Source organism: Shewanella violacea DSS12 (assembly GCF_000091325.1).
Lineage (GTDB): Bacteria > Pseudomonadota > Gammaproteobacteria > Enterobacterales > Shewanellaceae > Shewanella > Shewanella violacea.
This window is the reverse complement of record NC_014012.1, coordinates 698395-714021: the sequence shown is the minus strand read 5'-3', so window position 1 is coordinate 714021 and position 15627 is coordinate 698395. Positions and strand designations below refer to the sequence as shown.

10 protein-coding genes are annotated in these 15627 nt (G+C 44.5%); 3 read left to right on the top strand and 7 right to left on the bottom strand.

Translation table 11 applies throughout. The annotated features are described in order from the left end of the window. Nucleotides 1-576: 576 nt before the first annotated feature. Nucleotides 577-1674 (bottom strand): endonuclease/exonuclease/phosphatase family protein, encoded by a 1098-nt coding sequence (locus SVI_RS02845; protein WP_013049881.1) that lies wholly within the window; start codon nucleotides 1672-1674, stop codon nucleotides 577-579. 250 nt (nucleotides 1675-1924) lie between these two features. On the opposite strand from SVI_RS02845, the gene SVI_RS02840 reads away from it, so the two are divergent. Next, complete coding sequence (locus tag SVI_RS02840; protein WP_013049880.1) at nucleotides 1925-3196, top strand: MATE family efflux transporter; 1272 nt, start codon at nucleotides 1925-1927, stop codon at nucleotides 3194-3196. A 16-nt stretch (nucleotides 3197-3212) separates the two neighbouring features. Here the strand turns inward: SVI_RS02840 and SVI_RS02835 are convergent, their stop codons facing one another. The 5 genes from SVI_RS02835 to SVI_RS02815 form a co-directional block, all read right to left on the bottom strand. Then, on the bottom strand, nucleotides 3213-4898 hold the full coding sequence (locus SVI_RS02835; protein WP_041419615.1) for a diguanylate cyclase domain-containing protein: 1686 nt from the start codon (nucleotides 4896-4898) through the stop codon (nucleotides 3213-3215). A 243-nt stretch (nucleotides 4899-5141) separates the two neighbouring features. After that, nucleotides 5142-6776 (bottom strand): CHASE domain-containing protein, encoded by a 1635-nt coding sequence (locus SVI_RS02830; protein WP_013049878.1) that lies wholly within the window; start codon nucleotides 6774-6776, stop codon nucleotides 5142-5144. An 804-nt stretch (nucleotides 6777-7580) separates the two neighbouring features. Further along, entirely contained in the window at nucleotides 7581-9203 is a 1623-nt protein-coding gene (locus SVI_RS02825) for a di-heme oxidoredictase family protein (protein ID WP_013049877.1), read from the bottom strand. 145 nt (nucleotides 9204-9348) lie between these two features. Beyond that, nucleotides 9349-10497, bottom strand: coding sequence for an imelysin family protein (locus SVI_RS02820; RefSeq protein ID WP_041419614.1), 1149 nt, complete (start codon nucleotides 10495-10497; stop codon nucleotides 9349-9351). A 139-nt stretch (nucleotides 10498-10636) separates the two neighbouring features. Further along, nucleotides 10637-12022, bottom strand: coding sequence for a porin family protein (locus SVI_RS02815; RefSeq protein ID WP_013049875.1), 1386 nt, complete (start codon nucleotides 12020-12022; stop codon nucleotides 10637-10639). A 437-nt stretch (nucleotides 12023-12459) separates the two neighbouring features. Between SVI_RS02815 and SVI_RS02810 the strand changes: the two genes are divergently transcribed. Both SVI_RS02810 and SVI_RS02805 read left to right on the top strand, forming a co-directional pair. Continuing rightward, a complete protein-coding gene (locus SVI_RS02810) occupies nucleotides 12460-13656 on the top strand; it encodes an MFS transporter (protein ID WP_013049874.1) in 1197 nt (398 codons plus the stop codon). A 168-nt stretch (nucleotides 13657-13824) separates the two neighbouring features. Then, nucleotides 13825-14658, top strand: a complete 834-nt coding sequence (locus tag SVI_RS02805) for a TIGR03899 family protein (RefSeq protein WP_013049873.1) — start codon at nucleotides 13825-13827, stop codon at nucleotides 14656-14658. Between the two features lie 105 nt (nucleotides 14659-14763). Here the strand turns inward: SVI_RS02805 and cobA are convergent, their stop codons facing one another. Beyond that, on the bottom strand, nucleotides 14764-15597 hold the full coding sequence (cobA, locus tag SVI_RS02800; RefSeq protein WP_041419612.1) for a uroporphyrinogen-III C-methyltransferase: 834 nt from the start codon (nucleotides 15595-15597) through the stop codon (nucleotides 14764-14766). Nucleotides 15598-15627 lie beyond the last annotated feature (30 nt).

Here is a 15627-nt window from a genome sequence, read left to right as displayed (position 1 = left end):
GGGAATGAGAAAATAGCAGGGCGACTCATCGCGCTAATCTAAATATTGGAATGTTAATGCTGTGCTGCATTATTAGATGAAATCATTTCCCTGATACATGTGATAGCGTCCATCATGAACAAGCTCCGGTTCAGTACGACTATTTTATCACCAAGTCGGCATTTTACCGATAGCCTTTCCCCATCAGCCAATAAAAATGTGATCCATTTATATGTTAAAAACCACAATATGGATAAAAATCACACATTGTATGGGTGTTCGCAGTGATTACCCGTTAAATTATCATCTAGATGCCACTTAAGCACAGATACTCAAACCAACTCTTTTTGTCTTGGCCTCACTAGTTCACTACTTTTCATCGAAATAGAAGCAACAAAGGCATAACTCAAGGCTTAGTCTGCCGCTTAAAATGTTAAACATTGGTGTAATTATACTCCCAAGTCCATTCCGCTACACACTTTCGGTGTCATTCAGGCTAGCATTCCATAGCATGCTAGTTAAGGTTGCAGCCGACACCTATAGTCATAGCTAGGCTAGATAATTAGCTTAAGTAAGTGAAATTAATATAATAAGAACTCAGCCTCTGATAGCTAAGCTAATCATCACAGGAGCATGATCTGTACTCTGACTGTCATGCTCGAAGCTGGGATTGATTAAGTGGCGGTCATAGGTTTCGTAGCGTCCGACCTCAGCCAGACTCAAATCATTTTTGGCATCAAATTCACTAGAGAGCAAGATATAGTCCAGCACAGAGCCTTTAGCAAAAAAGTAATGAGTCGCAGGTCTCGCCTGTTCTGACAGGCTATATTGACTCGCTTGGTATAGATCATAGGCATCTTGTAAACGATAAAAACCTAACTGATGAGCCACATCTCCCATGGCTCCCTGGCCTATAACCGTTTGAGGTTTAATGCGGGTATCTACTGAAGTTAGGGCTGCAAGCACACCGTCACTCAAAATATCATTAAAATCCCCCATCAATATCATAGGGTTTTGTGTCTGACTTCGACGCTCAACCATAGCGTAGCGTAACAGAGCAGCTTCGCTGCCTCGCTGAATACTCGAGCCCCATTGTCCCAGAGCCTCCACTGCCAGTAATTGGCCGATATTCAGTTCAGCTGCTGAGCTAGTCTCTTTAACAGAGCCTGTATAGGAACCTGCCTTGCTCTGCTGTACATCGAACAGGGTACGCTTAGACTTAAAATGCACCACATAGCAGTCACATAAACCAAGTTTGGGCAGTTCCACCGTTGCCCGCAGAGGTTTACGGCTAAATTCAAATTCACTCTCTAGCCCCATCTTTGCCGCCCATCCTGGATCGGCATTAACCGAAACAGCTTGCTTGATGGGATAACGAGAAGCCAATGCAACGACAGGCTTACTATAGATAAAATCATCCATGACCTGAGGAGAGTCCAGTACGCAAAAGTAATCCAGGCCGCAGGATTTAGTGAGGCTCTGCAGTTCATCTGGACTAAACACCTCCTGAAAACCGATCACATCAGGCTGATGTTCATTAAGATACTTAGTAATCCAATCTAGCTTCTTCTGCCACTGCTCCTGAGTGTAAATATTGTCAAATTCATAGAAGGCATCGGGAGGTGCAATAAAATTAAATAGATTAAAGCTGGCTATCTTTAATTGATAATGGCTATCGGAGTGAGTTGATAACAAGGCTGAACCTGAAAATAACGAATTCTAGTTAGAAGGTTATACCGAAAATAACGGCAAGGATAGTGCGCACAAAATCTTATAGTAAAATTATATAAACATTAGAAAATCCCCATCATAAGAATTTCAAGAATGTTTAAGTCACACCTTTACTTTACTTCACTATGGCGGCGCATATTATCGAGGTAGAATCATCTGCCGATTGAATACTTGAGCTTACCTCTCCCTTCCCTCGCCGTCGGCCAGGAGTGTGATGAAAACCACAGCAATCGAACGAGTAAAGTCAGCTTTTATAGCCGGGATCTGGGCAAGTTTGGCCAGTATAAGTATCGGTTTCGGCTTTAAGATTTGGCTAGCCCAGTGGGTTGCCAAAGAGGAGCTGGCCCTCTATCACACCAGTATAGATATCATCTCACTGTCTCTGATCCTAATGACAGGCTTTCGCTCCTCCATGGTGGTGAGCTACTCGCAAACACAAAATGATAAAGATATAACCAATATTTTTCGCTATAGCCTAATCACTATGGTCTTAATCACTTGGGGACTTGTTTTACCTTATATCAAGCACCAGCTACATATCCAGGTGGAATACTTCCACTTGGTCGGTATCATCTTAGGCATGGGATTTAAGGTCTACTTTACCAATCAGATAGCCATGTACCGAATGTACCAGATCTCCAACAAGGTGACTTGGATGGAGCCCTTAGTGCAGGTGCTAATCTTCTTTATCTGCTTCTATCTGTTAGGGCAAGCCGCCATAGCCTCACTATTTTTTTCCATGATGTTTTCCTCTCTAGCTATGGCTGGCTTTATGTTTATCAGCCGACGAAAACAGATAGCTACGCCCCCTTTAGACTCGGTCAATATGAATTCTAGCCTGGTCAATTTCGTCAAGAAGAGCTTTACCGCTTCTTTGGAGGCAGGAGCTAGCATCTTGATGATCTACATTACTGTGCTACTCACGGTCGCTCACTTTAGCATCCAAGAACTCGGAGACTTTCAGGTGGTTGTCAGGCCTGTGATTACCTACCTGACACTTTTATTCGTTTTCCCCATCTATCGATTCGTCTTGCCTGAACTTGCGGTATGTGTACGAAACTCTGACTTCAAGCAAATTAAACAGATAAAACGATGGATTTATAAATTGGCCATTATCATAGGTTCAGTTTTCTTCATTACTATGCTTTTATTCAACCATGACATAGTAGCCTGGGTATTTCCGCCGGAATACGCCCATGCAGCTCCTGTGCTAATGCACTTTTCCATGTTCTTCGTCTTTATGATACTGAACGCCTATCAGCTAGCTTTCATTAAGGCTCACGGATTATTCACCCACAGCTTGATGATCAGGATAAGCGGTATTATTGGCCTAATAGTGAGCTATTACCTTTATAGCGAGGCAACCGACAATGTTGTGGCGGTGATCTTAGCCCTAGGTACTGGCTACCTCTTGATGTTTATCATCTCAAGCCTAGTAGAGAGGCAGATCAACAGCAGAGAACGCAGCAGTATCTCTAGGGCATAGAGGATAAATAGCGAGACTAGCTTGCTAATGCACTACTGGAAAAGGCGAGGTCTAGAGTCTCTATGATGCCCTCTTTATCTTTCTCTTCATAGACACAGACTCTGTTCCGACCTTCATTCTTAGCTTGGTAAAGTGCAGTGTCGGCCCGAGCGATAAACTCCAACAGATCTGAGTCTTTATCTGGAAAAATACTGTAAACCCCAACACTCACGGTGACAAAACTACTGGTCATGGAAGTTTCATGGGGTAATTCCAGCCGCTCTATATTGTACTGGCAACGCTTAGCCGGAGAGACACAATCCCGGGTGTGGGGTAAAATCACCACAAACTCCTCGCCACCATATCTCGCCACCAGATCTTTACCTCTGTTAAGGGTCTGATTCAATGTTTGCGCCACATCTTTTATACATTGATCTCCTGCAGGATGGCCATAGGTATCGTTATAGAGCTTAAAATGATCGATATCTATCATAATCAAGCCCAGTCGAGACTTATTACGGATCGCTTTTTGCCACTCCTCCTGTAAGCTTTCATCGAAACAGCGGCGATTAGGGATCTTAGTTAAACTGTCGGTTTGAGATATCTCCTCTAACTGACGCTTAGCTTCGTTGAGGTCTGCAGTTCTCTGTTTAACTTCTTTCTCAATCAATTCTGCTCGTCTCAATATGGCATAAACATATAGCGCACTTAACAAGACAAATAACCCACCAAATACCGCAATCGTATAGGGAAGTTGACCTCTGCGTTCGGCAACATAACCTAGACTTGGGGTGGCGACTATCGACCATTTCCGCCCACTAAAAGGCCTTAAGGTTTTGATATAGGAAAATGCCTGCTGAGTCTGAGTAATGCTCAGATTTAAAGGGAAATTAGAGTAAAGCACACTAGCCCCTTCTACTCCTTCGGCTAAGCTAGCTTTAATAGCTTGGTCATAAGCCGGCTCATAGGAGTTATCTTCTAACGAGTAGTAGATCCCTTCAGCCGAGGTACGTTTGATCGCACTATCGAACATATCATCAATTCTATATACGCCCAGTATATAGCCACGTAACCTTTCCCGTCGTTTCACTAAGGTGGTGGGCTCACCCATATAAGTTGGTACAAAGATAAGGAAACCTTGCTGATCTGAGCTGTAATGCTGCAGGCTGATGCTTGACGTGGCTACAGGCTTATCAAGATCCCGTGCGCGATCCATGATAGCAAGCCTCTGGTGACTAGACCCAAAATCATAGCCTAAAACCATTTCATTACCGGCAATTGGCTCAATAAAAGTAACGGGGAAATAAATATCTCTCTGACCGGCGGTTAGCATACCCTTGTCACTGAACTCTGTGACCTCAAAATCTGGATGTTGAGTCCCCATAGCCGACTCATAACCAAGTCGGTCGCGAGCCTCAACCTTAGGAACCCATTCCAATGCTTGAATATCCTGATGCCTGACTAAAAAACTCTGAGCAATACGATGAAACTCCACAGCTGTCACTTCATCCGAGCTGTCATAGAGGCCCTTAATTGCGTGTAACACTTCGATGTTGAGTAAGATCTCTCTCTCTAACGCTGCCGCTTTATCATCTACATCATTTTGAAAGCCTAGCTTTATCGCCTTGGTCTCTTCGTCATAGAAGCTCTTACCTATATATCCAGATAGAGCCAGCCCGATCAAGATAGTGATAAAGGTGATGTATTTTGAAAAAATATTCATAGTTGGAATTAACAACCCTGGGGAATATCGATAAAAGTTATGACTTAAGTATGTGAATCAGCTTGCTGAACTAGAGTGCCCCTATCAGCCAAATCCATACACCAATAAAACTGTTATACAAAAGTTAACCATAATCCGATCAAAAAGTCAGTAACTTGTTACAAAGATTGACAATTAGCCTAGTGGGGAAACTAGATTAAGAAGCACAGGAGAAAGTAGAAGGTAGAAGGTAGAGAAGTAAAATTACTTATTTGGTGATTTAAAATCTATCACATCGCCATTGGGGATGATTATGGGCTCATCAACGCAGACTCTGTTCTTACCTAAGTCTTTGGCTAGATATAATAATTTATCCACTTTGGCACTGAGCGCTAAAGGGTCACTATTGTATGTGGGGCTAGTGCTGATAACCCCGATACTTATGGTCACATACTCAGAGACACTGGATGGTTCATGGGGTATGCGTAACTTTTCAACATTGATTAAACATTTATCCGCAAGCAGCGCAGGTTCATTAGTATTTGGCAGTAAGATAACGAACTCTTCACCACCATAACGAGCGACTAAGTCAGTGTTGCGACTCATGGTACTCTGCAATGACTTAGCCACATCCCTCAGACATTGATCTCCTGCCAAGTGTCCATAATGATCATTAAACTGTTTAAAATTATCGATATCTATCATGATAAGAGAAAGTGAAGTCTTACTGCGCACGGCTCTCTGCCACTCTTTCTCAAACTTATCATCGAATTTTCGACGATTGGCAATCTTGGTCAAACTGTCTGTATGAGATAATTGCTCTAGCTCCAACTTGGCTTCGTTCAAGTCTTGGGTTCGCGCTTCTACCTCAACCTTTATCAGCGAGCTACGTCGAATAATGGCAGATATATACGCACCAGCAAGTAGTACAAATAACACGCCAAAAGCACAACTAATAAACGGCAATAAGCTTCTGCGCTCTGCAATATAGCCAAGTGACGGGGTGGCTACTAAGGTCCATTGTCGCCCTCCGAATCGGCTCAAAGGTTTATTGTAGATGAGTTTTAGTTGTGTCTTATCTTGGTGTTGCTCGGTAGCATAACTTGAATAAAGTTGCTCAGCCGAGATACTGGTATTATCTATCAATTTTAAATTAATGCCTTGAGCCCCTGTATACCTAATCGCAGTTTCGAACATATCGCCGATTCTATATACTCCAAGCACGAAGCCTGTCAGTTGCTCTCGACGTTTAATTAAGGTATTTGGATCACCTAGATAGATAGGCATGAACATCAGAAATCCCTTCTGATTGGAGACTTCCTGTACTAAGGTGATACTGGCTGTCGCCAGTGCGAGGTCCAGATCCCGTGACTTCTTGAGTATTTTGTCTCTTTTAGGATTTGACGCCAAGTCAAAACCGAATGCCACCTCATTGCCTTCCATGGGCTCGACATAGTAGACAGGGAAATACTCCTTTCGATCGGTCGCTCGGATCATACTCCCCTGAAATTCACGTTCGGTAAATTCAAAATCGGGATAGAATTTCCTTCTCTGCTGCTCATATTTATCACGCTGTTCCAGGCTAACTCTGGGGATCCACTCTAATGCCTGTATATTCTGATGCCTAACCAAAAAGCTACTTGCCAATTGTTTAAATTCAGCTTCGTTCACATCATCTGAACTATTAAATAAGCCCTTAACCGCATAGAGCACCTCTAAATTAATCAAGAGCTCTCGTTCTAAAGCTGCGGCCTTATCGTCGACATCTCGCCTAAAGTCGGACTCTATGGCCTGAGTTTCATTTTGATAAAAGCTATAGCCGAGCCCACCCGAAAGTATAATGCCAACCAAGATAGAGAATAGGACTAGGTAGTTAGAGAAGATGCTGAAAGCGCGCATGATTAGCTCTCTCTAGACGAGTGGAGTGGAGCGGCGAAGAGTCTAGTAGCTGCTAGTTGTGACAATATTTTACTCTACTTTAAAAAAAAGAAAAAAGGCCATCAGCTTGCCCCTTAAGTCAGCTTAAAATCCAAGGACTCCACATGAGTCATAAACAGACACTTGCCATACACGTCCAATAAGACCAACTTGGGATCCTGAGAGTATAAATAAGTTATATCAGTTAGCCATTTTATGCAATTGTCACCTGTATCCAAACTTTACCTGGATAAAGTCCAGCCTAGAACTAGGCTAAGAAAATAAAATAGCCATCAGGGTAAAATGATAGAACCCCCCTTTTATTAGATTAGTTCGAACAGTCAGAAAATCAATGGTTTCATTCAATTTTCCGACTAAAAACAAGCCGATTAAATATTACCAAGCCAAGTTACCAAGTTCCTGGCAGCCGCAAAAGACGAATATTACATATGCTATTACTCAAAGTTTAACTTAAAACTTCAGTAATAATAGAAGAGCCTAGATGCAGGCCTCGGCAACTGGATGACAATCGATAAAAATCCCTATTCAAGACCAACTTGCTGTTAATGAGCCCCCTCAGGAGAGACGAAGGTCTTTTCGGAAGCCGACAGCAAGTGACTAGTGACAAACTAGACTTGTGCTATGTGTTGCAAAACACATTATATATCCAGTGTGCCCTTAGCCCTTCGAGGTTAAATAAACAAAAAGAGTACTAATAAAAACGGAGCAATACCTTGCTCCGTTTTAGATTCTAGCTATAGGGGCTAGCTGGTTACTGGTTAAGCTTTACAACGACATAAGGAAGGCGACAACTTGGTCTCGCTCCGCCTTAGTCAACGCCATAAAGTCATTGCGACTCTGCTCACCTTCTCCGCCATGCCACAATATAGCCTCTTCCAGAGTTGCGGCTCGACCATCGTGAAGGAAACCAGCTTGTGGATTCACGGTCTGAGTCAAGCCTATGCCCCATAATGAACGGGTACGCCACTCATTACCGTCGGCAAGAAAATCAGGACGTCCATCGGCGAGCTCTACACCCATGTCATGTAGCAACATATCGGTGAATGGGTAGATGGTCTGCCCCTTGAGTGCATCTATCATAGGTGCGCCGCCAATATCACCAGTCGATTTAGTCACGAAGCTGGCCTTATGGCAGCCAGTACAATTAACTTGCTCAAACAGACGCGCGCCTTCACGTACATTCGGGTCATCGACATTACGTCTGGCCGGCACAGCTAAAGTCTCTGCATAGAAGACCACAGAATCACTGAACTCGGCACTAGCCTCTGGCTCGCCATTGACTCCTTCACCGGTATCAACGAAGCCAGTTCTGGTCATGTAGCTATCATGCAAGGCGGTATTAAAGACACTCTCATCGGGAAACAATGGGTTAGTTACGCCAATATCGCCACGAAGTGCGCCCAGAGATTGTACTCTTACGCTCGGGGTGTTGGCCTTCCAACCGAAACGTCCTAAAGAAACTGGGTTAGTGTCACCGGTTTGCGCCTTAACAGCATCGAAGACCAAGTTAGCTCGACCAGAAATCTTGTCGCCATCGGCATCATTCTCATCGACCAGAGCCAAAATATCCGCCTCAGGGATCGCTTCAAGCAGACCTAAGCCGAATACAGGCATACCGTTACGCCAGCCCATCAAGACATCGTCCTGGAGCAGATCCGATGTCACGTTAGCACTAGCTAAGGTTTCACCCGGTGCATCATAAGGATTTTCTACTGCAAACACAGGCTTCTTCAATGTAATGCTTGAGCCATCAGGATATGTCACAGCCTTGGTTTCATAGGAGAGATACACATCCGCTTGACCGCCAAACATGTTATCTCGCCAATCGGGGCGCGCCTTCAGCACGCCACGGTGGAACAGCTGACCACCAAAGTTAGGCACTGGGATAGGGGCACAGTAATCATTTGCCAGCGTACCTTGGGTACATGGTTCGGCAGGCGCCATGCTGATACGCAAGAAAAGCCCGGCTTCAGAACCTAGCTTAATTCGTTCTTGGCCCGCTGGAACCAGAGGCGTCGAATTACGGCCATCTCGTTGATGACATGAATTACAGTCGGTATTGTTGAACACAGGTCCAAGACCATCTAAATCTGGATGTTCGACGTTTGGTGCCGTTGTAAAGGCAGTTTCGAAGCCAAGATCACCTTCAAGGTGATGCCCTAGGCTAGCTTCAGATAAATTAGGTGCTGGTGTTGAGAAACCATGGCCCGATTCAGAGGCATCAAAGGTGGTCGTCTCTCCGCCACTGGCCTTTATATCGGTAAAACTTGGGTATACTTTTTCTTCGGGTTTAGGTTCAGGGGCATCTTCACCTGAGCCACCGCAGCCAGTTAAGCCAAAGCAGATAGCGAGAGCTAAGCTGGTATATTGATATCGATTAAAATTCATCATCTTCATCCCACACACATTTTTAACTTAAGCAGCGAATTATCTATCTTATTCTTATTGCTACTTAATATTTTTAAATCAAAAAGGAGGCCATTCCTGTGCCTCCCTTGTTTCATCTAGTCAAACTAACTAATTAGATAGGAAGTTATACTTTCCACTTATTAAGTAGAGGAACAACATCTGACTCCAGACTGGCTTGTAGCTTAGAAAGCGCATCCACAGCAGTTTGGATTCTTACGCGACCTTCAGCATCGGCAATTGCCTGGCGGAATGGCATATTGTTAGAGCCCTTGATAGCCTGGATCTTAATGATGGCATCATCAATTTCACTGCTTACGCGCAGTGCAAGCGCCTCATCGCCGGCCTTAACGAAATCGATAATGCCTTGCTTGTCACTGGCACCCGTTAGCTCACCTTGGTAGACATTACGCACACCTATGATGTTATCGCTGAAATCTGTCAGTGAGTTCCATGAGTACTGTGACTCAACTTTAGAGGTATCAGCAGTTGCTGCCGAAGTGCCAAATGGATCGGCAATCTTACCGTTACCCACTTCATCGACAATACCTATCATGCCGTTTACCAGCTCCTGGATCACACCGACCTGAGAAGCGTAAAAGGTGTTATCCGCTGTTCCCGGATTCTTAACTAATTCACCATAGGCTTTACCTGTTTGACCGTCATGACTTATCAACCATGAATCATCAAGAGTCTTGGTGTAGTCACGGAACACTTCCGATAGACCCATCAAGTATTCCGCTTCTGACATAGTTAAGTCGGCAACATCTTTCTGGTTATCGGCAACACCGTCACCAAATAACAGATATTCCATGGTGTGGAAGCCCTGAACATCATCGTTCCAACCCTTGATGGTATCGGCAGAGAAACCTGAGTTATCAGTTAACACAGTTTTAAGGTCTGTAGTGTTTAATGGCCAGCTATCTAAATGTGGATCGATACCTAATGAATCTACTGGGCCAAAGATATGTGACTCACCTTGTTCCCAAGGCTGACGAGCCGCCTTCCAGGCTTCTTGTGCTGCAAGCAGGTTAGCCTGAGTCTTGTTAGCCACTAGAGTTTGAGACGCAAGAAACATCTCCTCGCCTTTTATCGCCAGCGTCGAGTAGCCACTGATAATGACATCATCGGTCAAGTTAGTGATCATCTCAGTCGCGGCAAATTCAAACTTGTTATCAGTAGGTGGTGGTGTCGTGTCATCACTTCCTGAACCGCCACATGCGGCGAGTGTAGAGATGAGTGCGATAGCCACTGCAGAATACTTAAGTTGTTTCATGTAAAACTCCATATTTACTTCATAATTAGGTGCGTCTAGCCCTGCACATTATGCAAAGCCTCCCCGAGTCTTAGAGGTGTGCTCATCCCTTATGTATGAACACACGCGACATCGAGTTAAATGACAATAAGTTGACTTGTTATAGTGAGAATTGGTAACCCACGCCCAGAGCGAAGAAGTTAGTATCTGGAATTGAAGACATGGCGACTTGCTGACGTCCAGCTTCAGCCTTGATAACAATCTCAGGAATTGGGAAATAGTTAATTCCGATACTGGTCCAGGTATTTTCGTAGCGCTTAGACCCGGTACCTGTATCGACATCGGCTAGGGGATTCGAGTAATCGATATTGGCAAAAACAGTAATAGGGACTGGAGTAAAATGACTCAAATCTACGCCAGCCTCGACAAAGAAGGCTTCAGACTCGGAGCCAAGCTGAGCAAAGTTTCCTGGTTTTAGACCCGGTGTTGTCTTATTTGCCTGTGTGATTGCATCGGCATCACTCAAGGTGCCGTTAAGATATTGACCGCGCAAGATCCAAGGACCCTGAACGAAAGCACCAGATATGGCTAAGATACTGACCGTACCATCACCGCTAACCTTGTTGCTCTTATGGCGATTGTCTGAGGTATTACCATAGTAATAAGCGACACCGACAGCACTGCCCTGCTTGAAGTTGCCGTAATCCAGACGCACTGCATAGGCTAGCTCGTCGGCATTAACATGCTCGAAGCGCTTTTGATGGCCGGATGCAATCCAATCATAGGTACGGAAATACTCGGAGTTAAGGCCACTGACAACCTGGGCTTGATAATGGAAGTTAGCCATCTCACCAAATATGCCGACACCCATCTCATTCCAAACAGCGGGTAACATTGCAGCCTCGCTACGATGACGCTGTACTGTCAAATATTGATTTGGCTTGTGTAAAATACTGGTCAGGCCAATTGGCAGATGGATATTACCGAACTTAACACCGAAAGCATCGTTGGGACGATATCTCAACTCAGCCTTCTCAATCATCACCTCACCACCGGCTTCAACTTCAGTTTCAAACTCACCAAATTCATCGAAACCATCATATTCAAGGGCCGTGCCCGTACCACCATGTTCGTACTCTATTTCGACTTCCATGTCCCATTCATCGTTGAACTGGTAGCCGAACTCGGTGACGATACGCTCAAGATCGAAACGACCACGACGTTCGGGGCTGGTATCCTGTACGTTCTGGTAATACTCATCACTGGTGTAAACCATGCTGCCGTATGACTTAAAAGAGAACTTGCTCCATTTACTCTCAGTGAGTACTTTATTAGTCGTTGCAACAACCTCGGCTTGCTTCTCTTGCTCTGCTTGCTGCATTTTCTGCTGAGCGGCTAACTCGGCCAGATCATGTTTAAGCTTATTGAGTTCCGCTTCCTGTTTAGCAATCGCCTGCTCCAACTGAGCCGGATTCGATGCCGCTAAGGCACTGGTACAACTAAAGCCAGCAATACATAAAGCCAACAAACTTAACTTAGTTTTCATCTATCTCTCCGAACAAATTAACAGCGCAACATAAATTCCACAACAAAATACAGTAAATGAAAATGATTTGCATTAGATTTTACACTTTCTTTTGCAACAGCATTTACAAAATAATTACATTTGTAATGCTGGCATGAGTGTTTTGTACTGCTATAAGGCGAGAATGTGAGGCGTTTATACTAGTGGGAGTGGCTAGTATCAGTAATTTTCACGGCAATCATTACTAGAAGATGAAACTAAAATGAACAAATAATCGCTAACCAATCGATAAAAAACTCATGTAAACTAGTTGTTAACTCGCTAGGCTATGCATAATAAATCGGGGGGGGGCACCCGAATGACCCATGCTATCTCTATTCTTTATCTAAAGTTCAGCTAACCAATGCTCGTTGTAAATGACACCAGTAACCCGCATTAATTGCCATATGGAAGGCCTAATGAAGCATAGAAACCCGCAAAAATTACTGCTTTGGATGACCTTCATCATGTCCCTAGTCTTCGCAGTTTGGCAGGTACTGCTCAATAATTTCGTCATCGAGAAAGCCCAATTTACCGGCGTAGAGATAGGTATTCTTCAGAGTCTGCGTGAGGTTCCAGGCTTCTTAGCCTTCACCGCTATATTCGTATTATTACTCCTGCGGGAACAAACCTTCGCCTTAGTCTCTCTGGCAGTTCTATCCATTGGTGTCGCGGTTACCGGCTTTTTCCCTCAGGTACTCGGCCTCTATATCACCACAGTGCTCATGTCGGTAGGTTTCCATTACTTCGAGACCATAAACCAATCTTTGACGCTACAGTGGGTAGACAAAAAGGACACTGCAGGTTTTCTCGGAAAAGCTCTGGCCTGGCGCTCTGCAGCTGCACTCTCAGGTTATGCCAGCATCTGGTTAGTGATGAGCTGGCTACAACTCGATTATGTGTATATGTATGGGCTAATAGGCTGCTTGGGGTTAATCATGGTGCTGGTTGTCACCTTATACTTCCCTAAGTTTGAAGTGGGTGAAGCACAGCATAAGAAGATCATTCTCAGGAAGAGGTACTGGCTCTACTACCTGCTCACCTTCTTCTCTGGTGCCAGACGGCAGATTTTCATGGTCTTCGCCGGCTTTATGATGGTAGAGAAGTTTGGTTATAGCGTCAGTGAAATCACTAGCCTGTTTCTGATAAATTACGTCGTTAATCTGCTGTTTGCGCCTGCCATTGGTCGTTTCATCGGCCGTATAGGTGAACGCCGAGCACTCACCATAGAATACTTAGGCCTGATCATCATCTTTGTCAGCTATGCCTGGGTGCAGCAACCCGAAGTTGCCGCGGCCCTCTATGTTATCGACCACTTGTTATTTGCCATGGCAATCGCCATCAAGACCTATTTTCAGAAGATTGCCGACGGCAAAGATATTGCTTCCACCATGTCGGTGAGCTTCACCATTAATCATATTGCTGCCGTGGTGATCCCAGTTTTACTGGGTCTACTCTGGTTATATTCACCTCAAGCTGTATTTTATATAGGAGCCGGATTTGCAGTATGCTCACTAATACTGGCCAGAAATATTCCTAGTGATCCGTCGCCAGGTAATGAGGTCAAGTGGAGTTGGTCCAGAAAAAATGTCCAGCTCACCGAGCCTAGACAATAAAAGTGAAGTGAATTCTAGCCCGACAAAAATGCCCAGCTCACCGAGCCTAGACAATAAAAGTGAATTGAATTCTAGCCCGACAAAAATGCCCAGCTCACCGAGCCTAGTAATAAAGGTGAATTGACCCAATCAGTGCAAGGCGTATTTTGATATTAAATCGAGAATGATATGGCCGATATAGCGAAAATCAGCGAAATAAAATCAGCGCAATCAGATGTATCTGCGCGCAAGAAAGCACTTCAGCTAGGCCTTCGTATTGGGTTGAGCAGTGAAGAGGGCTATAGTGCTACTACTGCCTCGGTCGCGGAGCGCGCCGAACACAGGCAGCGTAAACTCATGAGTCAGTATCAAGCCAACCTGGAAACCATCTATAAGATAGCGTTAAGTATCACGCCATCAGATGTAACCGGCACAGATCTCGATCCCGATTGGTCACATCAATTTTTTAAAATCGCAGAACAGATACATAACCGTAAGATGCAGGAGTTATGGGGAAGAATTCTCGCCAATGAGATCACAAGTCCAGGCAACTTTAGCCTAAGGACCCTGACAACACTGAAACAGTTAACCCATAAAGAAGCCCAGATATTAGAGAAAGCCTTAGGCATGGCGGTTAAAATTAACAATGAAACTCGCTTGAAGCTCATCATAGGTTATCGATATGCGGGAGGAATTGGCCAGATATTTAGAAAGTCATCACCCATCAATATCGGCTTATCAAATTTCGGTCTACCCTATTCCAGTATTCTCACCTTGATAGATGCAGGGATACTGCACCGCAGTGAGTTTGAATCCGGCCTATTAAACAGCAAGACACCCATACATTTCACCATGCTAGATACTAAGATGAAACTGACCCCAAAAAGCGGCCATCTGTTATTTAACTACTACCGTTTAACGCCGATTGGTGATGAAATTACTCAACTTGTTCACCCTAAAGCCGACAATGAATATACCAAGGCCATGAGGTCTCTGTTCGCTAAGGACTTCAAGATTGAATAGCCTTGAAATAAGGCATTAGCGTGCTAGATCGGCCTTTAATTTTTGATTCAAGCCTAGAACTTATTCGCTGTGCATTGATTTAGTTTGAGCCTATTTATTTTGAGCCTATTTATTTTGAGCTAAGTCAGTTTGAATCCACTCGTTTCGAACTCTGTCTTTTTGATTTGAGTCGGGCTTAAACCAGTTTAAGCTGTCGGCGAGTTCGACCACTTCACCTATGATCATCAAGGCGGGCATCTTAAGCCCAGGATTTGCAGCCAATCGCTCTAACTCTCCCAAGGTTCCGATGAAACATTTTTGATCTTGTGTGGTGGCCTTAGAGACTATTGCCACTGGGGTATCGATATTTCGTCCAGCCCCTAACAAGCCAGATTTTATCAAACCTGCATTTAAAATCCCCATATAGATGACTAAGGTGTTATTGGGGTTTGCATAAGCTTTCCAGTCCATTGGACGGCTCTCTAGCTGACAGTGCCCGGTGATAAACGTCACCCCTTGGGCATAGTCCCTATGGGTCAGAGGAATACCCGCATAGGCCGATGTGCCACTGGCGGCAGTGATACCCGGTACCACTTCAAATTCTAACCCAGCCTCGACTAAGGTTTGTAACTCTTCACCACCGCGTCCAAAAATAAATGGGTCCCCCCCTTTCAAACGCACTACATTCTGCCTGGTAAAGGCCTTAGTGACTAAAAGTTGATTAATCTCATCTTGGCCGGCGCTATGTTTACCCGCACGTTTACCCACTGCAATTTTCTCGGCATCTTGGGGGACCAGAGCCATGATCTCTTCACTGACTAAGGCATCGTAGAGGACAACATCGGCAGTCTGTAAGATTCGGTATGCTTTGAGCGTTAATAGCTCTACATCTCCTGGTCCTGCACCCACTAACCAAACTTTTCCACCGGCTCTCTGGCCAGGTAAAGCGACTATTTCCATCTCTATGTCCCACACACGATTTTCATAGTG